The sequence below is a fragment of the Photobacterium makurazakiensis genome, assembly GCF_050336715.1.
Classification (GTDB): domain Bacteria; phylum Pseudomonadota; class Gammaproteobacteria; order Enterobacterales; family Vibrionaceae; genus Photobacterium; species Photobacterium makurazakiensis.
This window is the reverse complement of the sequence record NZ_JAKJSJ010000011.1, coordinates 21,595-47,397: the sequence shown is the minus strand read 5'-3', so window position 1 is coordinate 47,397 and position 25,803 is coordinate 21,595. Positions and strand designations below refer to the sequence as shown.

The window sequence follows — 25,803 nt, the reverse complement described above, 5'->3', positions numbered from 1 at the left end:
ATGTTTCAGAAAAAAGTCAGTAACGTTAAAAACGTGACAGAGGTATGTGTTTTTAGATTAAGTTGTTGTTTTATAAGTGATGTGTGTTTTTTGCTGTAATTTTGTAATGTGTTTATCATGTGTCTTGACATTCTACTGATGAAGAGATTAATCTTTAATAAGCTTTTTGATAAAGATTAATAGGATTGTAATCATGCCATTTGATTTTGATGTTGGCAGTAAAGGTAAAGTTCTGATCAACAGCCATCGCGGCTCGTGCCTTCACTACCCAGAAAACACCATGCCAGCATTTAATGCTGCCTTAGACGCTGGAACAAGCTGCATCGAAATTGATGTAGCAATGACCAAAGATAATCACATTGTTGTTACTCATGATCCAAGCGTGGCAAGAACATCAGACGGTCAAGGCTATGTCGAGCAAATGACACTTGAAGAGCTACTTGCTCTGGATTTTGGTGGTTGGTTTTCGCCAGCGTTTAGTGGCACCAAAGTGCCTGTTTTCGTTGATGTATTAAATTGGGCCATTGAAAATAATGCTGGTTTAGTTGTTGAAGCAAAACAACGTCTTCGCCATCAGGAATTTGCGGTGCAAATGGTAGAAATTTTACGCTCGGTACCGAATGCTGTTGACCACATTCAATTACTGGGCTTTGACCATGTGCTGGTTAATCGAGTGAAAGACCTGATGCCAGAAGTTAACTTGCAGGTGGTAACATTAGCGCGTTATAACGATCAGCTAAAAGCAGTAACAGACTCTCGTGCTAGCTGTGTGTGTTGTGAATATCCACATGTGAGTGTTGATGACTTAAGGGCTTATAAGCAAGCGGGCTTAACCACACGCTTATATTTACCAACTAAGGATATCGATACGACATTGTGGTTTAACGAACACTATGGCTACGATGTTCATAGCGAAATTATCGGCTGGATGCAGGAAGGGCTAATCGATATGATTAGCCATGATGATATCGAGATGCTGAAGCGCTTGGTTGAAGAGGCAGGCTTAGAAGCAATCTAAGTTAAATTCTACTAGTGAATATTAGGTGGGGTATGGGATAATCCGCCTCGCCTAACTGCCTAATAAATGAGTTAAAAATATGCTTTCTCCGATTAAGCCTCTCCAGCTAGAGCTGTCTCCAGGGCAGAAAAAAGTTCTAAGCATTGTCCGTAATCATGCGCCAGTTTCCCGAGCTAAAATCACTGAATTATCGGGTTTACGCAGCGGGAGTGTCACCAGTATCTGTAAAGAATTACTGTCTATGCAGCTTATTAGTGAAGGCGAACGGATCAAAGTTGGCAGAGGGCAGCCTATTATACCTTTGCAGCTGAGCCCTTACGCGGCGTTCTCTTTTGGTGTTGCGTTTCATATAAATAAGATTGAAGTTGCACTGGCTAACTTTTGTGGCCACCTTGTTGATACCGTAAGCTTCGACTATCAAGAATCAGCACCTGTTGAAGATGTAATGGAAGCCATCCAATCGGCGATCTTAAAGTTGATTGATAAACACCGTATCCAACAGTCCCGTATTTTGGGGCTGGGTGTATCGATGCCTGGCCCACACTTAGGAAGCGGGGGATTCATTCACACCATTCCTTGGCTATCTCATTGGCGAGAAGTGGATGTAGCGCAATTATTTGGCAGCGTTTTTGAATGGCCAGTCTGGATCGATAATGACTGTAATGTTTCAGCTGTTGGCGAATACTTTTCTGGTTTATGGCCAGAGGTCGCGAATATGCTATTGATAGAAATTGGCCATGGCATTGGTGGCGGTGTCATCATTGATGGTAAGTTATTTCGTGGCCGGAACAAAAATGCAGGTGAGATAGGTACGTATTTCTCAGTACAAGAGCCTGACGTTCGCCGCCCTTCATTACGTGAACTTATGACGTTATTGGCCGATGATGGTCATCCTATTGATGATATCAATGACATACCCTCAATCGAGCATCCCGTTGTCTCAATGTGGCTAGATGATGCAGCAACGCAGCTACGACCGTTGGTTTTACTAACACTTGGTTGGTTTGATCCAGACTGTATCGTGTTTGGTGGCTCAGCGCCGGAACACATCAGTTTAGAGCTTATAAGACGAATAGGTTTAGATAGGCAATGGCCTCAATTTGGGATGGATTATGACATGGCAGCTATTGCACCATCTCGTGTTGGCTCACAACTTTCATCACTTGGTGCTTGTATGTATCCCGTTTTCCAGACGCTAGAAATCGCATAGCTACGTACATAGTTACGTGCATAGTTAGATGAATCGTTACATACATAGTTGAGCGAGTTCGAACATCACTGTAATACACCTTACTCCAGCTTGCAGCCAGAATGGGGTGTATAAATTCCGCGTCGATAACTAGCGGCTTTAAAATCTATTTAACCTAGCTGTAAGTATTATAAATTTTAATTAAATCAATATTACCTTTATTCTTGCTCGCGTTCAGAGAGTCGGGATGGTTAGAGATAAAATACTTCATAGTATGCTCATTACACGCTTGATGAGTGTATTCCCCCCTCTCGTTAACTTCTTCTGTTGAGATTTATAACATGGAAAAGAATGCTATCGAGAAGTATACAAGATTACCTCTTATCCCCTTGGCAATTGCTTCGATTATCGTTGGAGTATGGTATCTGTATCGGGTGATTGTGGTTGGTAATGTTAGCCTGCTTGGTGACGAGTTGGACCCAGATTCTTACTTTGGGGACACAGAGCAGTGGTTTTAATTCCTTTTATGCGTAGGCCTGCGAGAGGGATCAATTTTTTACGGAATAACCTCTGTAATGTGTGATCGCAAATACATGCCTTTACTTTTCGCTCTGGCACTATAGTTGAATATAAACAGTCAACTAGCGAGGCCGTGATGCGACAAATTGGTGATGATATTTGGGTACATGAAGACACCATGAAAATGGTTGGGACTAAGCTTGGATTAAGAATGACCATCGTCCGCTTGTCGGATGGCGGTGTTTGGATACACTCACCAACGGCGATTTCTGCCGATCTGCGAAAGATGATTGATGATATTGGCCCTGTTACCGCTATTGTGGCTGCGAACGATCATCACAGTAAGTGGCTACAAGAGTGGTGTGAGGCGTATCCTGAGGCTGATGCTTATGTTAGCGCGGGGATACCAAGAAAAGTACCGCTATCAATTTACCATATACTACAGCAAGGGCTAGAGAATGCTTGGCCCGAAGATTTTGTATGGAAAACCATGCCAGCTGTTCCTATGTTTAATGAAACTGTTTTTCTGCATAAAAAATCCAGCTCTTTGATTGTGACAGACTTTATTCAAAACTATCCTGAAGCTACGCCACAAGGCTTTGCCGGTTTGATAAAAAATTATGTATTTGAGCCAATCGGTTTTAAAGGGCAGTGCGTGGCACCACCATTTCGGTTAGGAATGACGAGGAAAAATAAACCTGCATTTAGTGAGTTTGTTCGAGATCTGCAAACATGGGACTTTTCGCAAATTGTTGTCACTCATGGCGACATTATTACAGAGAATGCACCGGCAGTTTTTAAAGACTTATCTGCACGCTTTTTAGATTAAAAGCCTTACTGTTAGACGTGTTGCTGTGATAGTGAGCACTTGTTTTTTATTTTTAATTTATGCCTTTACAGTTAACCGTTAACCCCGTATTATTCGCCGCACAACGGAGAGATGGCTGAGTGGCCGAAAGCACCTGACTTGAAATCAGGCGAGGGGCGACCCTCCTAGGGTTCAAATCCCTATCTCTCCGCCACATTCAGAAAGCCTCGACAGAAATGTCGAGGCTTTCGTCGTTTTAGTGGCAGCGAAAGGGATTTGAAAATCCTGCTATACCAAAACCGCTCCGCCACATTAGAAGAAGCCGTTGATTTATCAGCGGCTTTTTTGCATCTGTTATTTAGGGTTCAAATCCGTAATACCCTCGTAGCACTCCGCCACATTCAGAAAGCCCAGACTGCGCGTCCCGGCAGAAATGCTGGGCTTTCGTCGTTTTAGTGGCAGCGAAAGGGATTTGAAAATCCTGCCATACCAAAATCGCTCCGCCACATTCAAAAAAACCGCTACTCTGTTAGCGGTTTTTTACGTCTAGGGTATATAAAACCCAAGCTCCAGCCGAGCGAAGCGAGACAACGTTGCTAGCCGAAGGCGTTTTGAAGTAACGGCCCGTAGGGCGGAGTACATCCGTAATACCCTCGTAGCAGCTGTAGTTGAAAGCACTTAGGCAGGTTTTCTTACCGTGCTGGGTATGAACGTTAAGGAATGGGGGATACAGAAAAGCCGACACAGGTCGGCTTTTGGGGATATCCAGCATTTATCAAATTACAGTCGCATTTTGCTTTACGCTAGATACAAAAAAGGCCGCCTAGGCGACCTTTTATCGATTTAATTCTTAATTAAGAATTAAAGAGCAACAACGTTTGCTGCTTGAAGACCTTTTTGGCCTTGTTCTACTTCGAAAGACACTTTCTGGCCTTCAGCAAGAGTTTTGAAGCCTTCAGAAGCGATAGCACGGAAGTGAACGAATACGTCAGCGCCGCCGTTGTCTTGAGAAATGAAACCGAAACCTTTCTCTTCGTTAAACCACTTTACGATACCAGTGTTTGATGCAGACATGTTATGCCCCTTTTTAATTCATTTAAAAGATAGTGTTGCACTGAATGCTGAATTATTAAATTTTACGATAAAGCTAAGGGAAACACTGATTACATAAACTGTATATCTAAGGTTTTACTTATTACTTGATGCTTCATTAATAACTCTGTGTGTCAGAGCGAGGGAGATAGTACCCTAAAAAAATTATATGTAAAGGCTATTATTTAAAATTTATCAAAAAGACATGAAAAAATTTGAGCGTGCCACACTTATAGGCATAAGGTTCAGTATGGTGGTTTAACTGTGACAGTGAGGGTGTGATGAAAAGAAGGCGATTTTTGGAGGTGTTTTCATTAGCTTTTATGGTGCCGTCGTGGGCAGAAGCGCGTATGAGGTTAACGCCAAGTGATGCCGAAGGGCCTTTCTATCCGGTTGAGGATATTCCCCTTCGGCCTGACCTTGTCTTAGAACCTTCAAGAATAAACGGTGATCCTTTATTGCTTGAGGGAAGAGTTGTGAATCAGCAAGGACAGCCACAAGTCAATGTGAAAGTGGAAATTTGGCAATGTGATGGTGCAGGGCTATATCATCACCCCAGACAAGAAAATACGAATCAGCATGATCCTCATTTTGCTGGGAATGGTGCTATTTTGACTGATGAAAAGGGGTATTATCAGTTCTATACCCTTTACCCTGTCCCATACGGCGCTAGGCCTCCTCATATTCATGTCAAAGTTTGGCAAGGAAATGACGAACGGTTAACCACCCAACTTTATTTACAGGGCCAGACTGGTAATGAGTGGTGGGGTAAAAATCGTAAGTTACTGCAAATCGCGCCGAGTAAGGCTCAGAACGACGTATGGGCAGCCAATTTTGATTTTGTTGTTTAGGCAAGATCAATTTATTTAGGTAGAGCCTTAGAGCTCAGAATACATCGGCTTCAAAGCGTGCTACTCGTGCTTCCGTGATTGAGCAATTGGTTTGCTGCATAAGTTCAGCAAGTGTGATGCTTGGGTTTTGAATAACCAGTGTTTTGAGCTGTTCTTCGAGTGTTTCTCGTGGTTCTAGTTTGCTGTGATATATCGACAGCTGTTCTTCAATTTTACGGTTGAGATAGTACATGGATTCAGCATCGGCTGCTTTCAACTTCTCGATGAGTTTTATCAAAGTAACCGCATCGCCCACCACTTGCCAGTTTCTAGAACGACGAACCCTTTTCAGCTCGCAGCCACATTCCAAAGCAATGTCCTTTGCTTTTTTTACGCTTTCTCCACCAATGCGGTGAATTAACGATGGTAGGGCAATAGTTAAGGTATTTTCTATCATGCAATGAATTTTGCACGTTATCGATTGAAAATACCAATATTTCGCCTCAAAGCAAGCAGCTAGGTTTTTAGTTGTTTGATCACGCTTTCTTTCGAACCATCGGCAATAAGCCTGCCGTTATCCAACACGATAAGGCGATCGACGACATCCAGCATGCTGGATTTATGGCTGAATAGTACTACTGTATGGTGTTTATCGAGCGAGGCGAGATAGCGTTTGATATGTTGTTCTGATTGGTTATCCATGTTGCTGGTTGGCTCGTCGAGTATCAGTATCTTTGGTTGTTGAAGCAATGCACGCGCCATTGCAATGGCCTGTTTTTGTCCACCAGATAGTCGTTGCCCGCTTTCTCCGACCTGCCTTTCTATTCCTTCTGGTTCATGTTGAGTGAACAAGCTGATACCTGATAGTTTACAGGCTCGCTGGATCTCTTGAGCCGTTGCTTGTGAGCTCCCTAGCGTGATATTTTCACGAATTGTACCGAAAAACAGGGTGATATCTTGTGGCACGCAGCCAATCTGGCGACGAATATCTGCAGGGTTAAGCTGATGAATATCGTTATTGTCGAGCCTTATTGCTCCTTCCGTCGGTGAATAAAGCCCTGTGATCAGGCGCATTAAGGTCGATTTCCCTGAACCTATTTTTCCGATCACCGCGACTTTTTCACCAGCCTGAATAGAGAATGTAATGTTGTTGAGTGCCTTTCTTTCGCCGGCACCATTAGGCTCTGTGTTTGGGTAGCTGAAGCCTAGGTTTTCGGTGCTGATAACGCCAGACAAGGCAGATGTATTCAAGTAGTGCTTGTGATTGTCTATTTCATTGGGGGTAGACATGATTTGGTCAATAATTGTCATGGCTGATTTAGCTTGGTGGTATCGGGTTGAGAGCTGTGAGAGCTGAACCATAGGGGCAATCGCGCGGCTGGTAAGCATAGATGTTGCGATTAGCCCCCCAACAGATAGATCACCCGCGGCAATTAAATAGACACCAACGACGATCACCGCAACCGACACGCTTTGTTGGGTACTGTTTGCGATATTGTTCACTGAATCTGTTAAGCGGCGTGACTTGATCCCCCAGTTCGCAATATGAGCAACGGCTTGTTCCCACTTAAATTGGAACTGCCCTTGAGCGTTGAAGAGCTTGAGAGTCTCTAGGCCAGTTAGGCTTTCGATTAAATTGGCATGCTTTTGTGAAACCAATTTAGATCCTTCTTCAACGCTGGTTTGTAGCGGACGTTGAATTAACCAGCAGTAGAGGATCAAAATACAGACGGCGACAAGCGGTACGATAACCAAAGGGCCTGCTATCAACCAGATGATCAATAAGAAAAAGAAGGCAAAAGGTAGGTCTATGAGTGAGGCGATGGTTGTTGACGTGAAAAATTCCCGAATGGACTCAAATTCTTGTAAATGGCGGGCAAAAGCGCCTACCGATGGGGGGCGGGATGACATTTTCATACCTACTGCTTTGGCGTAAATAGCAGACGAAATCATCAGATCTGATTTTCTACCTGCAATATCGATGAAGTAGCTGCGGAGTATTTTAAGCAGTAAATCGAAGCCGACAATAATTGCCATACCGCTGACTAATACCCACAGTGAATCAAAAGCTTGATTAGGTACAATTTTGTCATAAACCAAGCGGGTAAAAAGTGGTAATGCAATGGCGAAGAGGTTGATTAAAACCGAAGCAATAAACACATCACGGTAGATAGACTTAGATTGCCAAATCGTGCTCCAAAACCAGTGTTTCTGGGATGACGATAAAAATTCAGGGCTGCGTTCATCGTATTTAAAGTGTTTTTTGAGCAAGAATACTTTATTGATAAATTGCTGTTCAAGATCGGAAAAAGAGAGCCACTGCGTAATGTATTTGTCTGTTTTACCGACCGTACTAGTAGCAGGAATACCAATTGCAATTTGTGCTTGCTGCTCCACAGGGTTGATGTCGAGTACGACGCAAGCTTGATTATTCTCAAGTAGGGCAACGGCTGGTAGCAATAAAGGAGAGAGCTGTGATATTGGGAGTTCTTCTTCGATAGCAGAAAGTCCCGCATTGTTTGCGGCACGAGAGAAAAAATGTGGCGTTAATTGACCATTTTTAAGGGGTAACCCCGCGATTAAGCTTTCTGCAGAGCAGGGCTGCTCATAATGCCGGCATACAAAGGTGAGGGCGGCGAGTAAGGAATTATTCATCGTTGCGCTCCCTAGGGGATTTTCTGTCTTGTCCTCCATGATTTTTTCGGTCTTCAACTGCAAACCCTTGGAAGCCCTGTACACCAAGCTGGTCTAGGCTTTCTAATTGCTGGCGTGTTTCGACCCGCGTTGCTATCGATATGATGTCGAGGTTGGCTGCCGCACGGGTAATGGCTTTGAGTGCATCTGTTTTAATATCTTCATCAAGTTGGCTGGTATAGGTGAAATCGAGTTTGATATAGCGAGGGCGGAAGTGTTGTAAATAACTAGAGTTGAAATGTGTACCACAACTATCAATACCGAAAGAAAAAGAATGGGTTGTAATAATGTTGCATAGCAATTTCACGTGCTCGGGGAAATGGATAAAAACGGCTTCGGGTAGTTCGAAGATCAGCTGTTGGCTTAGCGTTGGAGATTGTTGTAATTTCCGGTTAAGCCAGTGAACAAATCCCCCGTTAGTCACTGTGGTTGGGGCAAGGTTTACCGCGAGCACGTGGTGCTTGTTTTGGAGCGAGATCATTGCATGCTCTAGAATATATTTGTCGATTTCAACGGTATTGTCTAAGGCTTCAAGTGGGGGAAAGAACTGACTGGCTGAAAAGGTTTTACCTTGATATTGAATCGCGGTAAACAGTTCTCGATGCAGCTCATTTCCCTCTTTGTTAATAGCGCGCTGGTGGGTAAATATCAGCTGATTTTCTTTAAGCGCATGATGAATAAGCTCTAACCATTGCTGTTTTCCCCATGACGTAAGTGATGGCGCTGCTTGGTTATCGTCAATGATGGCAACTTTGTTTGTTTTCTGTTTTGCCATTGCTCGAACGTTGTCACACTGGGCAAGTAATTGTGAGAGGGAGATTTCATTTCCCGGCTTATCCTTATTTTTAAGAATAATGCCGATCTCTACCTCATGATCGGCTTGGAGTGCTCTTTGATTAGCAAACGTACTTTGTATGATCTCCATCAGCTCATGGCGAAGGCTATTGGCCATATTACTTAACGTGTTTTTCGATTGGTCATTGGTAATAAATAGAAATTCACTGTGGCTTAAACGCCCAATATGTCGACTTGGGGTGATAAATGACGCCAGTTTAGTACCAACGGCCTTGGCGAGTAACGTTGAGGCTGCATAGTTATTGGTCTGCCGTAACTGGCTAAAGGCTGGTATGGAGATAATCATTAACCCATGCTGGCTTTGGAGAGTATCGGTTGTTAGCCATTCTTCCAATTGCAGCTGTAACAAACGACGATTGCCTAGGCCAGAATCTGGATCTTGATAGGCACGTTTACGTAATAGATCGGCTTCATTGGCTTGTTGGCTGAAGTGTTGTTTGAGCTTCAGTGACATCTGATTAAATGCGATTACCATGTCTTTCAGCTCGCGAGTATTAGGCTCTGCAAGTGGTTCACCGAAGTCATTTTTGGCAATATCTTTTGCTTTTTGTTGTACCACTTCTAATGGTCGTTTAACTAAACGGTCGAGGATGAACTTCAGTAGTACCATGCCAAACAACATGCATGTACCAAATGTCCACATTAACTGTTTAGCGTTCTGCCATAACTTGCTGTAAGCAATCGAGGAATGGCTGGTGACGGTGATTTTGGCCAGTTGAAGCCAGCCACTAGTAATGGTATTGGTTTGGGTCGCGCTAGGAATTGTGACCCATTGTTGGAACCAATGCGGCACAGTGGTGGGGGCGACTGGGTATTGGCGCTCGATTCGGGTTTTGGGCTCGAAGACTTCAAGGGTGACTTTTTGATAAAAGCTGCCATCGAAAATGGCATTTATCACTGATTCGATAATTACTGGGTCGCTTGCTTTGAGGTAAGGGGAAAGTGCTAGCCCGACGGCATTCATGGCATTACGCATTTCAACGGATTGTTGCTCAACGAGGAAGCTACGGGTAGTCTTGATTTGGCTGTAGAAAATCCCCGTAAGTAGCAGACTAAAAAGTAACAACATCCAGACAAATAAGCGGTGATAGATAGTCATACGGGGTCATCCACATTATTCGTCGAAATTGACAATAGGTTGAGCCAGCTGCTGGCTGCTGAATCGACGACGAAGATCATTCCATTGTTTTATTTGGCCGGCATCGCCAGCCAGTTCACCTTTTCCTTGTAATTTGATCAGCCATAATTTACTTCCGTTAAAGCTAAAAATAGGGTGGAGATCTTGTCGTTGGCTAGCATCAACAATTTCTGGTGTAAGGTTGTCGAGCAGCAGAGGGATCGATGAAGGAGTAGGGTAATAAGCCAGTACCATGTGAAATTGATTTAATTCGATGGCTTTCACATAGATCAGGCGCAGTTTTTCATCATCCATCCCGAGCTCACGCAACGAGAAATATTTGGCGATACTGAATTCTTCGCAATCACCCGCACCAACGCCGAGAAACTCTAAGGGCGTTGCCCAGTAATCATCTTTGCCCCAGATATCGATATCATCTAAAAAGCGTAACTGGTTAAAAAAGTCATTCACCTGTTCCAGTAATAGCCGCTCATCACTGTGGCGAATATCAGCCAGTAGTTGACGCCATGCAGTGACACGTAATCCTGCACGTTCACCGTAGGATGCGCGAATAAGCGCAATACTATCTAGTTCGGATTGAGTCAGGGCATTTACCTTGGCTGATGTTGACAGCAGCGTGAGTAAGCATAGCATTACGGAAAATCCTCTCATCATTCAACCAGTACTAATCTGTGCGAAGTGAAAAGATAGTCCATTCTTCAAGCACATTTCCTCGCTCTCCCCTTACCCTCGCAGTGACTCTACGGCTGAGGGTGTTTGTTTGCTCTACCGTGCTGGCTGCCACAGGCTCGCTATCGCCAAAGCCGAGGGTTTTGATCCGAGCGGGATCAACGCCGAAACTGATCAGTTGCTGTCGTACTACTTTTGCCCGTCGTTGTGACAAGCCAATATTGTAAGCAGCAGCTCCCACTGGGCTGGCGTAACCTTTGAGTTCAATTCGAGCTTCAGGGTATTGAGCTAAAAATTGCGCCATCTTTTTTATTTGGGGCAGGAACGAGGCTGGGATCACCGTAGAGTCGTTTGCGAATAAGATATGTAAATCGTTAGATTCACTACGCTCAACATACGTAGGGCAGCCGTCATTATCGACAATTGCGGAAAGGGGAGTATTCGGGCATTTGTCTCGTGCGTTTATCACGCCATCGTTATCGTCATCGAGTAGATCCCACGATTGTTCGGCAACAGGGGGGGCATCAGCATCGGTTGTGCAGGCATTAAGCAGCGTTAGTAAGGCCGCAGTTAAAATGACTGCAATGTATTTGGGTGCGTGAATGTTCATTATTTGCCTCCTACCTTACCGATGAGGTCCATTGAGTCGGCACATCAACCCGCATCTCTTCTAATAGCAGGCCAGTGGCATTCAAGACGCGATACTTAGCCAATATGCCCGCGTAGTGAGCGTCGAGGTAGGCTTTTCTGGCTTCAAAGAGTTCATTTTCAGTGTTCAAAACATCCAGTAATGTGCGTTTTCCAATTTTGAATTGCTTTTCGTAAGCAATGACGGTTCTGGCAGACGCATCAACATGCTGCTGTAAAAACTGGGTTTGTTTGAGAGCTAATTCCATCCCACTCCATGCCAGACGAGTGCTTTCTTCTAACAGGCGATAAGCCCGATCCCTGACATCTTTTGACTGACTGACTTGATAGGCGGCCTGGCGGCTCTTGGCTAAATCTGAGCCACCGTTATACAGGTTATATTGCACTCTTATCCCTGCCTTGAACTCATCGGTATGGCCGGGTGTACCATCTAGATCTTCTCCCCATTCTTGCGATGCCTCAAGAGTAAAGGTTGGATAGAAATCACCTTTGGCTTGCTTGTATTGGTAGTGGGCTGCATCAATATCGTTGCTTGCAGTAAACAGTACTGGGTTGTTTTCTTTCGATTGGGTTAATGCATATTCCAGCGATCCCGGTATGTAGTTCTGATCGACTTCAGGCTTTATCAAATCCAAAGGCATACTTCCCACTTCGCGGTAAAACTCGGTGGTTTTATCCTGTAGGTTACTTTCAGCCGCGATAAGGTTAGAGCGTGAGCGGGCGAGGCGACCTTCAATTTGGGCAAGATCAGCGGTTGAGCCAATACCGGCATCGGTGCGTTTTTTGATGTCGGTGAAAATGCGTTGGTGAACCTGATAGTTATTCTGTGACAGTGACAATACTTCTTGGGCTTCTAGGGTATCGAGGTAAATTTCCGTTACTCGTAGTGCTTTATCTTGGGCATCGGTTAATAGTTGGTAGCGCTGTGCTTCTGATTCCGCTTTGTTGCGTTGGATATCGTGATAGGTGATAGAGCCATCCCAGATGAGTTGACGTAAACTTATTTTTGCGTCGAGAGGCTCATAGTCGCCGGTGTTATTCGTTGTGTTATCGTAGTCTTCATACCCAGCTCCGGCACTGACATCGACGGAAGGGAGGTAATCCCCCGTTGCAGCACGTGTTGCCTGATCTCTGCTCATGAACTCATTATATGCTCGCTTTATTTCTGGATTGGTAGCCAGCGTTTCTGATACCGCTTGTTCTAATGACTGGGCCAGAAGGTTCAAGCTGGTCAACCCTAAGCTTAAACAGGCGGACATTAGTATCCTCATTGGTTTTTTTGGCAGTTGTCTACAGCGCATATGACTACTCCCTCAGTGCCGTGTGGCGTGCTTTCAGCACGGGGTTAAGTAAATATTGAAGTACGGTTCGCTGCCCCGTAATGATGTCGGCAGCGGCAGTCATTCCGGGGATTATCGGTAATTGGCCGCCGTCGCGATCAAGTACATGGCTGCTATTGGTGCGGATCCGTATTTGGTAATAACTATCACCTTGCTCATCGGTCACGGTATCGGCGCTGATGTGTTCGAGAGTGCCATCTAGCCCGCCGTAAACAGTAAAATCATAAGCGGTAAACTTGAGCTTGGCTTTCAGGCCGGGACGGAGGAACCCAATGTCTTTCGGGGCAATTTTGGCTTCTACCAATAAGCTGTCTTCGGTGGGGACGATCTCCACTAAATCCATACCTGGCTGGATCACCCCGCCAACCGTATTAATATGGATTTTATGAACCGTRCCATTCACAGGAGAGGTAACTATCGTTCGTGCAACTTTATCTTTTAGACCGATATGTGATTGATTTAGTGTATCGAGTTTATCTGATGTTTGATTGAGCTCAGATTGCATATCAGTTCGAAATTTCAATGCGATATCGAGTCGCTTTAAGGTTGCTTCGCCTAACTCGGCTCTGATCACCGGTAAGCTCAATTCAGTAGAGGTGGCTTCTCTACGGGTGTCATTCACCTGCCGTTGTAATTTTAATAACTCGACTTTTGGGACAACCCCTTCATCAGCCAACGGTTTAGTAATACGATATTCTTGGCTGGCAAGGGATAGGCTACGTTTTTGGTTAGCTAGCCTTGCTTTCGCTTCATCCAATTCCCTGTTTTTCTGCTGTATTTGCTGGCTAATTACCGACAACTGATTGGATAGATTCGCGAGGGTATCTCGGTATTCACTGCGCTGGCGATGAACAAGTTCAGGGTGCTGCTCAGAAAAGAGGGCTGAAAATGTTAACCTGTCGGTCGCTATTGTGACGGCTTGCTTACCTGTTTTTACGCTATCGAGTAGGGCATTTAGACGAATAGCATCGGCTTCGAGGCCAGCTAAATCAATAGCCTTTTCATCAAAGTCAGAGCGAAAACGGGTATCATCAATCAAGATCAAAGGTTGTTGAGAGCTGACTTGCTCTCCCTCGGTGATCAAAATCTGTTTAACGATGCCACCTTCAAGGTTCTGCACGATTTGTAATTGCAGTGAAGGTATCACCCTTCCTTGTCCTCGGGTTACTTGTTCTAGCTGGGCGTTAGCAGCCCAAAAAAGAGCAATCGCAAGAAAAACGATGACTAGCCAAAGCAAGATGCTCGCACTTTTAGGGGCCTTCAGCAGCAAGGCTGAGCTACTATCATCGATATAGTCGATATGCTTTTGATTTATCTTGTTCTTTGCGTTCATCATGCCTCTTAATAAAAGACACGTCAGCCAAGTAAGTTCCGTATAGTTATGGTAACGCTAACGGTGATTAACCAGAAAATAGACCTTGAGCATAGGGCAAGAACGAAGCGGTTCACGTTGCGAGAGTGGGAATTCTAAAAGCTGAGATTAGTTCATGGTTTTTGAATACTGGCTCGATATTGAGACTACACTTCTCTCATCCCTAGAGTGTAGTAAGTGCTATGGTTGATTCGTCTCGCTTGTCTTCAGATTCACCTCAAACCACAACTCATATTCAGGTTGAAAATAGTGTGGTTTATGTTGCTCAACCTGATGGTGCGGTTCAGGCTGTCACCTCTAGCTATTCTGTTCCTAACTCATCGACCTCATCAAACTCGCCAACATTGATTTTTGCTGATTCATCGGCTCGTTACGTTGTGATGAAAAACGGTGAGCCAGTGCTGGTTGACTGGCCTTGTCCAACCTGTGTGTTAATTGCGCCAGAGCTGGGGGAGGGAGAGGACCTCTCCGACAACAGTATTTTTGTTAATCCGATAAATACATTACCAGTTAGTGCAACTGGCGGTGGGTTATCTGCTGAAGATTTTGAATCGCTACAAGCATTGATTCTAGCGGGAGGCGATCCAACAGAGTTACTTGATGCGCCTGCGGCAGGGAATGCTGGGTTTGCAAGTGATGATAGTGCCAATAGTGGGTTTGTCGTGGTCGATTATAACGGCGACAGTACGCTCGCAGACGCTGGTTTTGAGACCGAATTTACGCCCGACGAAGCTGCGATTGTTGATGATATTGCCCCTGTTTTTGCCGCTTCCGGTGGCGAAAACGGTGCAATGCAGCTTACCGAAGGGGATCTTTCCCCCAATACATACCCTTCTGTGTCATCAACAACGGTACTGGTTGCGGCAGGCTCGCTGCCGCTTGATGCTTCATCGTTTAGCTTTGACCTACAGACTCTTTCGGTATTACTGGCTGAACTAAGTCGTGAAGTCACCTCGAGCGGTCAAACGGTCGATTTTCGGTTTGATGCTGCAATTAAGACCATCATTGGCGAGATAGCAGCAGGACAAGCCAACAGCGGAGAGGCCGTTGTTAGTATTGAAATTGATGCAATTGAGCAGGGTAGGGATGTTTCCGTCACAGTGTCGACGACGTTATCACGTCCGGTTGATCACCTTCCGAACGGGGATACCTCGGGTTTGGTGACCAATAGCAATGATAATTTATCGGTACAGTTAGCAATTCAGGGGGCAGACTTAGCCGGAAATTCGCTGACGGTTCCGGTTCAAGTCAGCACCAGTATGCTCGACGGGGTTGACCCACAATTTGGAACTGATCCGGGCACTATTATCGACGAAGCCGATTCATTGGGTGTGGATGTCGATGGCGCTATCCCGCTTGATTTAGGCAGTGATGAGATTAGTACGATTACCATTGATCCCAATCAGCCGGATCTTGAGGGGATCACCAGTAATGGGTTTGAGACCCAAGTATTAGCCGCTGGCAATCAATTGTTGCTGGTGGATTCACGTGGTGAAACGGTACTGTCGTTGGTGGTTGAAACCGATGGTAGCTATGTCGCGAATTTAATGTTGCCGCTCGATCAGCTCACACGTGCGGAGTTGGCACTAACTATTGCTGTGACGGCCACTGATTTTGATGGTGATATTGCCCCTGGCAATGCGTTATTGATCACGATTGATGGTAACAGCCCGCCAGGAGGCGAAGAAGGTGCGATTACTTTTACCGAGCCTGATTTCATTCCAAATGAATACCCGATTAATGGTAGTGATGCGTTTGACTTACAACCGGGTGTCGATAGGCTCGACCCAGATAGCGTTCGTATTGATGAGCTGGAAATCGATACTTTAATTGCAGAGCTAAATGATGAAATCAGTTCAGGTAATCAACCGTTAGTGTTTAGCTATGACCCTGCAACAGGCGTGTTAAGTGGTGCATTGGTGGATGGGAATATCGCCTTACAGCTAACGATTTCTGCGGTACAAAGCGCTGATGGACTCGGGCTAACCCTGACTTCCACACTAGAGCAATTGCTGCCGCTCGATCATCTGCAATCAGGTAATAACAGTGGCCGAGTTACCGTCAACGGCGAGCAAATTGTCATTACTGTGCCAATTCAAGCCAATGATACCGATGGCGATTTTCTTGATGCGCCTGCGATACTCACGCTGACAATCAATGATGGTGAATTTCCTGCATTTGGCCTTGATGACGGCGCAACGGTAATAGATCCAGACCAAGGTGCAGAGTCCGTCGTTATCGAAAGCCAGATAGCCCTTGATGTTGGTAGTGACGACATTAATAGCTTAGTGATCATTAATAACGCCGACTTGGCGAATGTGATTAATGGTTTTAGCTCTAACGGAGAGCCTGTTACCTATCAAGTGAGCCAAAACCAGCTCAGTATTTTTGCCAGTGCGAGCTTTGACAGCACGAGCCAAGAAATTCTTTCCGTAACCATTGAGACTGATGGCAGTTATCAGGTCGTCATGAGTGACGCTTTTGATCAGCCAGTCGATAGTAATCAAATTTTATTACCGATTGACGTTCTGGTGACGGACGATGATGGTGACAGCGACCAAAGCCAAATCACAGTTTCCTTGTTAGATGGTACTGATCCAGCGGGTGGCGAAACCGCACAAACCAGCTTTACCGAGCCGGATTTAGAACCAAATGAATACCCAGCTTCGACCACGGCATCCATAACGTTAGCTGCAGGGGCAGACAGGCTAGTGGTTGATAGCGTTACTATAGATCCCGCTCAGTTAGAGGCAGTTATCGATGATTTTCAGTCACTGCTGACCTCGGCTAGGGAAGCGATAACCTTTAGCTTTGATGAAAATACAGGGGTGCTTGAAGGGCGTTTACCTGATGATACCTTGGCTGTGTCACTGGCTCTATCGGCAGTACAAGCTAGCGATGATCGTGGGATTGCAGGTGAGGTAACTGTTACCCAGTTTGTGCCGCTTGACCATCTTGAGGCGAGCCAAAGCTCACCTTATATTACGACTTCTGGTACTGAAATTACGCTTAGCTTGCCACTCATGGCGACGGATACCGATGGTGATGATCTCGTGACGCCAGCCATTGTCACGACCACGATAATCGACGGCGAGTTTCCGGCGCTAGAACAAGGTGCAGGACTTAGTGTTAATGAGACTGACGATAACAGCCAGCCAGTGACGAGCACGATTGGTATCGACAAAGGGAGCGATGATATTCGCAACTTGCTGTTTACCGATAGCCAGCCCGAGGTACCTTTCACCAGCGATGGCAGCACATTGGCTTGGGTGGTGGAGGGGGATCCGCTTGGCTCGCAAGTATCGCTGCAAGATGAATTGGGCAACACCATACTCGCCGTAAGCATAACGAACGATGGTGAGTTTACCGCGACCTTAACTGGCACCATCGATCATTTTGATGATGATACAGCCACCTTACCGCTCAATGTGGTGATAACCGATAACGATAATGACCAAACCAACGGTCAGATAAGCATAGATGTAACCGATGGCGATGATCCGGAAGGGGGCGGTGAGATCAATGTCAGTTTCACCGAGCCTGATCTTGTGCCCAATGAATACCCTGCCACCAGTACCTTGAGTATTACCGTACCTGCAGGATCTGATCGTCTAGTGCCAGAAACCGTTCAGATAGACCCAAGTGCCTTAGCTGCGATTTTGGCCGAGCTTGGTTCGGAGCTTTCCTCTGGCGGTGAGCCACTCACCTTTAGCTACGATGTTGTCACAGGTTTGCTCGAAGGCCGGCTAGATGATGGTAGTCCGGAAGGCTTGTTAGTGCTGAGTGTGGCGGTGAGTGCCCAACAAGTTGTAGGCAGTAATGATGCCCAAGTGACCCTAACGGTTACTCAGTTTGCTCCGCTGGATCATGATCTCAATGGCAATAGCGAAGGTTTCGTTTTTGTCGATGGCGATACAATTTCAATTGCGTTACCCATTCAGCTTGAAGATGTGGATGGCGATAGCTTGGTTTTCCCGATCACGGGTACTGCCATTATTGATGATGGGGATATTCCGTTATTGGGTGAAGACAGCGGTGTCGCGGTAAATGAAAGCGCCGACCTGAATACCCCAGCCACTGGCAATATCGAGGTTGATGTTGGCAGTGATGATGTAGCGTTTATCCATTTTACTGATGAGCAACCTAGTTTGGCGGGCTTATTCAGTGATGGTGAGCTAGTTAGTTTTGAAATCGTTGATGGTAATACGTTAAATGCGTTTATTGAGCAGGGCAACCAACAAGTGCCTGTCTTGTCTGTTGTTATTCAACCAGATGGCAGCTACCAAGTTTTGCTCAGCAACAACCTGGATCACCTCGACGGTGATGTGATTTCTCTGCCATTGGATATTGTGATCAGCGACGATGATGGTGATACCAGTATAGGGGTGATCACTGTTGCTGTTGAAGATGGGGATGATCCGTCATTTGGTGATGACAGTGGTATCGTCTTGGACGAAGGTGAAGATGGCATAGCTTCCGGAGACGGTAACATTGAGGTTATAACGGGTAGTGACGACATTATTAGCTTAGTTTTTGAGGCTAACCAACCCAGTTTAGCGGGCCTGACAAGTAATGGTTTTGCTACCACAACACAGGTTAATGGTAATCAGGTAACCGTCACATTAGCGAGCGATCCCGATAGTGTCGTATTAAATATCGAAATTGGACTTGACGGAAGTTACATTGTAACTCAATTGCAGCCACTAGACCAATTTGACCCGCCAGATAACAACAACCTTACCTTAGCTATCCGTGCCGAAGACCGTGATGGTGACATTAGTGAACAGGGCACTATTAATGTCACCATTCTAGATGGTGTTGATCCCGAAGGGGGAAATACTGCCGAATTAGGTTTTACCGAAGGTGATCTCACGCCAGATGATCCAGTGTTGGGTTATCCAGTATCAGATTCTGCTTCTGTTACTGTTGTTGCCGGTGTTGATCGGCTCGATCCTGCAACGGTCACTCTGGATCCAGCCCAGCTCGATTCTTTGATCAATGAGTTGCAAGCTGAGGTGACAGCCAGCGGAATTGCTGTGGTTGCCACTTGGTTTGCAGATACCAATACATTGACCCTGACCGCAGGTGGTGAAACGGTGCTTACCGCAGTCTTGGAGGCCGTGCAAAATACTGACGGTGAACAAGTCGATATTACCGTCACCGTGACCCAGTTTTTACCTTTAGATCATAACGGTACCGATGCCACCAGCTTGGTTCGTCAGCAAGACGATACCATTGAAATTGACTGGCCAATCCAGCTTCAAGATACCGATGGTGATAGCCTAACTACGCCTGTGTTGGTGACTTCCACCATTACCGACGGGGTTGATCCTGTAATTGATGACATTCCGGCGTTAACCGTATTGGAAAGTGATATCGATGAGGGTGGGGATTTTCACCCCGGTTCGAATCCCGACGGTGATGGTGAAACCGATGGTAGTGAAGTTGGTATCGATGTCGGATCCGATAGCATTGAAACCTTCTTGGTCGATGTCGATGCGTTTAACCAAGCCAATACAGGAATACTCACTACTGGCGGTGAACAGGTTGTATTGGTTAATACCGCTAATAATCGCTACGAAGGGCAGGTAAATGGTGTTGCGGTATTCGTTCTGACTTTTGTTCCGAATCAAAACTACTCCTTTGAGTTACTGGGCGCACTGGATCATCAGCAACCCGATAACGACGATGAGCTACAGCTGGAATTTATTGTTAGCGCCCAAGATTTTGATGGTGATGTCAGCAATCCGGAAAGCCTAGTGGTAACTGTGATTGATGATATTCCACAGACGTCCGATGCCGCGTTTTCTCCTGTTGAGGAAGGCAGTACAACCGAGACCCTTGATGTGCTCACTGTGCCCGAGGAAGGGGCGGATGATGCAGTCGTAACTGCAGTCATTATCAATGGGGAAAGATTGGAATTAACAGGTACCCCAAACCCTGATGGATTTTTCATTTTCCCTATAGAGCAAGATAGTCTGGCGTTGGGGGATTTGTTTATTTCGCCTGAAGGGCAGGTATTTTTTGTGTCTACTATTGTACCTAGTCCAGATCCAGAAATTACCACTGCCGTCGATTTTGAGGTGACTGATGGTGATGACGACATTAGTGTCAGTACCCTGACGATCACCATTACCGATGAAGCACCGACGTTGATCATCGATCAAGCCGAGGGTGTTGAAGATCAAGCGCGCAATCCTGATGAAACCTTGAATGATCCTGCTCTGGGGATCCCAGTATCGATGACCATTGATGTTGGTGATGAAGATAGGGGCGAGCAAATTGGTGAGGTTTTCATTCAACTGCCTGCTGAGCCGCACGGGGAATTTTATCTTGATGGGGTGTTGCTGATTCCTGATGGCAATCAGATACTCATTCCTGTAACGGCTTTTACTGATCCTGACGGCGACGGGGTATATCAATTACAGGGTGTCACCTTCGTTTCTGACATTGATTATTCAACCCTTGATGAGCCCAACGATCTGCTTGATTTCACAGTAACGGCGCAAGTGGTTACCGATGATGGTGCAAACCATCCATTGCAAACCGGCACTTTGTCGATTGATGTGTTGGGGGTTGCAGATGCGCCAAGTTTTGCCGATACCACTGTGACCTTCTACGGTGATGGCTTGGAAGATAGCGATAACATCAGCTTGACTGAATCATTCCAAGCAATGCTCGAAGATCTTGATGGCTCCGAGGTACTGACCTACTTCATCACGATAACCCAAGGTGAAGGGCAAATTATTGGCGATGGTATTACTGAAACTGAGCCGGGCTCAGGCATATTCGAAGTGCCAGTCGGTTCGATAGATTCTATCGAGCTCGATCCTGCACCTAACTTTAGCGGTGATATCAGGCTAAATTTGACCGCTCAAAGTCGAGAGAGAGGTAATTTTGTTCCTGAGTTTGAAACCGCAGAAACCACCGTCGAGCTATTGGTGAATGTGTTGCCAGTGGCTGATGATGCCCAGTTAAAAGTACGTCGGGTAGATTTATTGGAAGATGAAGCGATAGCACTTGCTCCTTTGATTGATTTAATCGAATTGGATGACACCGATGATGATTTCGGCGTCGAAACCTTGTATGTCCGGATTTCTGAATTACCTGTAGGGGCCGTGCTTGAACAAGACGGAGCAGTATTGCAGCCCGATGAAAATGGCGTGTACGAAATCTTGTTCGACGAGCTGGATCAAGTACAGCTAATTCCCGTGCCGGAGAGTAATGTCGATTTCAACATTAAGGTGGAAGGCGTGGTTAAGGACGTCGTTGATATCACCCTTGAAGACGGCACGGTTGAAACGGTCGAAGATGTGCTGGTTACTCCTGCTCAATTTATCGAAGTTGCATTAACGGGTGTGGTCGATGAGCCTGATTTTATTGTTGATGGTACTGATTGGACGCCATTACCCGATGGTCAGTCGGGGCTTGAAATCACCATTGATGAAGATACCGATGCCACCCTAGATTTCACATTGGTATCAGGCGAATTTGCTAATGCGCCGCTTGATGAGTCAGAAACCTTGACCTTTGTTATCTCGAATATTCCTGAAGGGGCACAGATTTTTGATGCTGCTGGCAATGAGCAAACCTTGGTGTTCGTCGGCTTTGACCCGGATACTGGTTTACCTCGTTACGAAGTAAAACTCGACGGTGAAGCTATCGGTGATCCGGAGCAGCCCGTTGCGATTACCATTCGCCCTGCAGAAAACAGTACGACTGATATCGTGCTCGATGCCAGCATTGTGGTGACAGAAAATGACGGCGATCAAGCTGTCTTCGAGGCCCAGTTAATCATTCATATTGAACCTGTAGTCGATGCGGGTGATTACACCTTACAAAGTAATGGTTTGGAAGATGAGTTTATTAACCTGAACTGGCGACCAGACTTAGTCGATGACAAAGAGCAAATCACTGGCTTGGTGATCCAAAACGTTGGTGCTGATTATCAGTTGCAAATTAACGATGGTGGCACGATCACCCCATTAGTGATAGACGGAACAGGTTCGGTTACCTTGAGCGAAGTTGAGCTGAATTTATTGCTTGATGGGGCGCAGCTACAATTATTAGCGCCGGAAGATTCCGATCTGAATTTAACGGATGATACTGCCATTACGACCTTAGTGACGGTAACCGAAGAAGATGTTGATTCTGATGCTACCGATACCAAAGACATCAACGGTACGCTCAATGTCATCATTCGTGCGGTGGTCGAGCCGGATGGTGTGCTGGAGGTACAAGTAGACGGTGAGGCTGTTGATAGTTTGGAGTCACAAGATGGTTCAGTCGACCTCTCCGGTGGTGATGGTGCTGATGGGCAAATTATCTTTACCGATCTTGATCCGAGTAGTATTGAGAACATTCAATCTATTGTGATCAGTTTCCCCGGTGAGCCGGAAACAGGCTTTGTCGTGATCGGCGGGATCAACAATGGTGATGGCAGTTGGACGATCCCGAGTGGGAGTTTTGATAATATTCAGATCTTAGCTCCAGCAGGCTTTACTGGCGAGGTGACCGTTCAGCTAGCTGCTGAGGTACAAGACCAAAGTGATGATGGCGATGTTAGTACCGTTGTTATTGTTAACGATGAAATCACGATTAACTTTTTGGCTGGCGTACTGAACGATCAGCTTGCTGGTGAGATCATCACAGATGACACCATTATTGTCACAGGTGAAGAAGATACGGCAGTTGATTTGGGTAATTTTCTTAGTCAGATCGTGAGTATTGATACGGCAGGTGATAACCAGCTGGAAGATGAATTTTCTTTGGTGATCAGCGCAGCGGATCTTCCGTCGGGAGCCAGTATTTCTGGCATGGACTTTAACTTTGTTACTGGTGAATACGTGATTAAGGTATCGGTTCAGGCCGATGGCTCGCTAGATTTATCTGGCATCACTCTTAATTTGCCTCAGGATTTTGCAGGGGACTTTATTCTACCGGTGAAATACGTGAATACCGATACCGCCAGCGGTGATACCAACGAAGTATTCGACACCATTCCTGTCCGTATAAGCCCGATTGTCGATGTACCAGAGCGTACCGGCGATAATGAACGTGTACCAGATATTGGTGTGGCCGTGGTTGAAACGCAAGGCTTAGATGCAGATCAGCAGCCGATTGAAGATGGTGAGCCAGAGGTGATATACCCAGGCATAGCTCTTGAAGATGGCACCATTATTTTGAATGTGACAGCAGCTGTTGCCGATATCAGTACCACCCAACAAGAAGGGTTAGAGACCATTGAATCGGTCGTGATCGATGTCAGTGGATCTGGTGGTTTTTTACTGAATCAAGACGGCGAGCAAGTCACCAGCTTGACCATTACTGATTTAACCCTGTTAGACAATATCCAATATATCCCAGTTGAAGATTTCAGTGGTGATGTCAGCTTAAACATTGCCGTTACCATTGATGATACTGCTACGTTTGATGAAACCCTTGGTGATGATACTGAAGTCGATACGGCGAGTTTCTCTGAAAATGTTAGTTTTGAAATTATTGCCGTTAATGACGAGGTTGAGTTTACGGGGGTAGATATACCCATTGTGGGTGATGAAGATTCCGGCGCAATCAGTTTTGTAGGTATTGGTGGCTCTGTCGTTGATATTGATGGGTCGGAGTCAATTCTCTCAATCAAAATTGTGGATGTGCCGGAAGGTTTTATCATTGATGGGGCTGCGAATAATGGTGGTGGTGAATGGAGTGTCTCTGTACCGCCGGGTAGTACCACCTTCGACTTGAGTAGCCTTGGTTTGATCCCGCCGAAAGATTTCAGCGGTACGGTTGAATTGGGCGTGGTGGTGTTCTCAAAAGAAGAGAGTCTAGAATTACCCGCTGAATTTAGTAGCAATTTTACCGTTGTGGTGAACCCAATAGCCGATAGGGTCGATACCGACATAACCCCAACAGCAGAAGGCACAGAAGATGGTGCGATTGACTTAATCCTCAATATTGAAGCCTTTGATGATAGTGATAGTTACACCGGAACTGGCACCAATGTGGTCGAGAATCCGCCGGAAACCCTGCAAATTATTATCAGTAACGTACCTGATTCCAGCCAGATAGCTTTGCCTGACGGCGTGACAGGGGCAGCAACCAATAATAATGATGGCAGCTGGTTGGTCACGGTGGATGCATCAGATCTTGATCGCTTGGTTTTCATTCCGGGCAATGCGAATAACAATAATTGGGATGGTGAACTCACGTTAGATATTCGTGCAGTCGATCAAACCGATGTTGCGACTGATGATATTGCCGTTTTTCAGACTATTACCCTTGATATTGAAGCGGTCAATGATGCGCCAGAGCTGCCTGATATCGAGGATCAAACCGTAGAAGAAGATACCCCGCTAGTGATTAGCGGTATTACTGTCACCGATGTCGATTTCAATGAAACGGGCACAACTGGCGTGATGGCAGTGTCGCTATCGGTAACTAACGGACAAATCACCGTTGTGGATGATGGCAGCCTGACCATTACGGGGAACGGCACTGATAGTCTGTTGATTGAGGGAAGCATTGATGCGATTAATACCTTGCTTGATGCTGGTGTTACTTATCAGGGGGATCCTGATTTCAAAGGTGACGATGTGGTTAGCATCAATGTGAATGATAACGGTAATGTTGGTACTGGTGGGCCACTGCAGGACGATATCACCATTAACATTACGGTGACACCAAAGCCCGAGCCCCCGTTGTTCTCACTCTCGATTCCTCAGCTAGCCAATACGCGCGCGGCTTTAGGTGCTTTAGTCCCTTTAATTGGGTTGGTTGTTACTGCAGTTGATGCAGATGAAACACTATTTGTTGAAGTCAGGAACCTGGGTGATGGACGTTTGGTTGATGCGATTGGTAGCGAGGTCGGTACTGATAACGGTGATGGTAGCTGGCGGGTACCAGTTGCACAGCTCGATGATTTGTTTATCGCAGACTTAGCTACCGGTGTGAACAGCTTAACGCTGGTGGCAATATCGCAAGAGGTTGATGGTAGTGAAGCTGAATCATCGGAGTTAGTCATTGGTGTACGGATAGATAACCTTGCCGATACAGGCAACCAAATTGGTGTTGGCGATTCAGATGCTGCAAATCTTGTTGTGGGCGGTGATGAAGATGAAACCTTATTGGGTGGGTTAGCGGATGATATTTTAATCGGCGGCAATGGCGAAGATGAGCTGTTTGGTGGTGAGGGGAACGACGAACTCTGGGGCGGTGAACGCAATGCTTCCGGCGATGGGGTTCGTGATGTGTTTGCATGGCAGCTCGATGATCTTGGTGATGGCTCTTCCACTTATACTGATACGGTAAAAGATTTTGAAATTACTATTGATCAGCTTGATATTGCCGATATTTTGCCGGATAACGGCGAAGACGATTTAGACCGTTTACTTGACAATATTACCGCTGAGATTGATGGCAATGAAACGGTCAATTTAGCGGTATCAGCCAGTGACACCTTACAGCAGAATATTGCACTGGAAAATATTGATGTTGCAGCGCTGGGGTTAGGCACAGGCTCTTCATCAGCCGATATCATCAATGAACTGTTTAATAACGGCGTGTTTATTGTTGATTAGTCGCTTTCTATAAGTTGCGTAATCATTTCATTACTGCGGTTAAAATGTCGGATTT

13 protein-coding genes and 1 tRNA gene are annotated in these 25,803 nt (G+C 45.8%); 6 read left to right on the top strand and 8 right to left on the bottom strand.

What is annotated here, in order from left to right; all coding sequences use genetic code 11:
- Window positions 1–193 precede the first annotated feature (193 nt).
- From L4D09_RS03830 to L4D09_RS03815, 4 genes are all read left to right on the top strand, one after another.
- Window positions 194–1,018 carry a glycerophosphodiester phosphodiesterase gene (locus L4D09_RS03830; protein WP_428456173.1) on the top strand — a complete coding sequence of 275 codons (825 nt, stop codon included), beginning with the start codon at window positions 194–196 and terminating at the stop codon, window positions 1,016–1,018.
- 79 nt (window positions 1,019–1,097) lie between these two features.
- Window positions 1,098–2,228, top strand: coding sequence for an ROK family protein (locus L4D09_RS03825; protein WP_428456172.1), 1,131 nt, complete (start codon window positions 1,098–1,100; stop codon window positions 2,226–2,228).
- A gap of 634 nt (window positions 2,229–2,862) precedes the next feature.
- Window positions 2,863–3,555 (top strand): DUF4336 domain-containing protein, encoded by a 693-nt coding sequence (locus tag L4D09_RS03820; RefSeq protein ID WP_428456171.1) that lies wholly within the window; start codon window positions 2,863–2,865, stop codon window positions 3,553–3,555.
- 105 nt (window positions 3,556–3,660) lie between these two features.
- Window positions 3,661–3,748 (top strand) — tRNA-Ser (locus L4D09_RS03815).
- A 647-nt stretch (window positions 3,749–4,395) separates the two neighbouring features.
- Here the strand turns inward: L4D09_RS03815 and cspE are convergent.
- A complete protein-coding gene (gene cspE, locus L4D09_RS03810) occupies window positions 4,396–4,608 on the bottom strand; it encodes a transcription antiterminator/RNA stability regulator CspE (protein WP_428456170.1) in 213 nt (70 codons plus the stop codon).
- Window positions 4,609–4,907: 299 nt separating this feature from the next.
- Between cspE and L4D09_RS03805 the strand changes: the two genes are divergently transcribed.
- On the top strand, window positions 4,908–5,477 hold the full coding sequence (locus tag L4D09_RS03805) for a dioxygenase family protein (protein WP_428456169.1): 570 nt from the start codon (window positions 4,908–4,910) through the stop codon (window positions 5,475–5,477).
- Window positions 5,478–5,511: 34 nt separating this feature from the next.
- Here L4D09_RS03805 and L4D09_RS03800 read toward each other — a convergent pair whose 3' ends face one another.
- Genes L4D09_RS03800 through L4D09_RS03770 form a run of 7 tightly spaced genes read right to left on the bottom strand, consistent with a single transcriptional unit; the run spans window position 5,512 to window position 14,136 of the window.
- Window positions 5,512–5,913, bottom strand: coding sequence for a ribosome recycling factor family protein (locus L4D09_RS03800; protein WP_428456168.1), 402 nt, complete (start codon window positions 5,911–5,913; stop codon window positions 5,512–5,514).
- 59 nt (window positions 5,914–5,972) lie between these two features.
- On the bottom strand, window positions 5,973–8,111 hold the full coding sequence (locus tag L4D09_RS03795; RefSeq protein WP_428456167.1) for a type I secretion system permease/ATPase: 2,139 nt from the start codon (window positions 8,109–8,111) through the stop codon (window positions 5,973–5,975).
- Window positions 8,104–10,104: a bifunctional diguanylate cyclase/phosphodiesterase gene (locus L4D09_RS03790; protein WP_428456166.1), complete on the bottom strand. Its 2,001-nt coding sequence runs from the start codon at window positions 10,102–10,104 to the stop codon at window positions 8,104–8,106. The genes L4D09_RS03795 and L4D09_RS03790 overlap by 8 nt, the downstream gene beginning before the upstream one ends.
- 15 nt (window positions 10,105–10,119) lie before the next feature.
- A complete protein-coding gene (locus L4D09_RS03785; protein WP_428456165.1) occupies window positions 10,120–10,776 on the bottom strand; it encodes a transglutaminase-like cysteine peptidase in 657 nt (218 codons plus the stop codon).
- A gap of 31 nt (window positions 10,777–10,807) precedes the next feature.
- The gene (locus tag L4D09_RS03780; protein WP_428456164.1) at window positions 10,808–11,422 is read right to left on the bottom strand and encodes an OmpA family protein; all 615 of its coding nucleotides are present in this window, start codon (window positions 11,420–11,422) and stop codon (window positions 10,808–10,810) included.
- 10 nt (window positions 11,423–11,432) lie between these two features.
- On the bottom strand, window positions 11,433–12,719 hold the full coding sequence (locus L4D09_RS03775; RefSeq protein WP_428456163.1) for a TolC family outer membrane protein: 1,287 nt from the start codon (window positions 12,717–12,719) through the stop codon (window positions 11,433–11,435).
- Between the two features lie 46 nt (window positions 12,720–12,765).
- Window positions 12,766–14,136 carry an HlyD family type I secretion periplasmic adaptor subunit gene (locus L4D09_RS03770; RefSeq protein ID WP_428456162.1) on the bottom strand — a complete coding sequence of 457 codons (1,371 nt, stop codon included), beginning with the start codon at window positions 14,134–14,136 and terminating at the stop codon, window positions 12,766–12,768.
- Between the two features lie 218 nt (window positions 14,137–14,354).
- Between L4D09_RS03770 and L4D09_RS03765 the strand changes: the two genes are divergently transcribed.
- Window positions 14,355–25,748 carry a retention module-containing protein gene (locus L4D09_RS03765; protein WP_428456161.1) on the top strand — a complete coding sequence of 3,798 codons (11,394 nt, stop codon included), beginning with the start codon at window positions 14,355–14,357 and terminating at the stop codon, window positions 25,746–25,748.
- The last annotated feature ends 55 nt before the right edge of the window (window positions 25,749–25,803 follow it).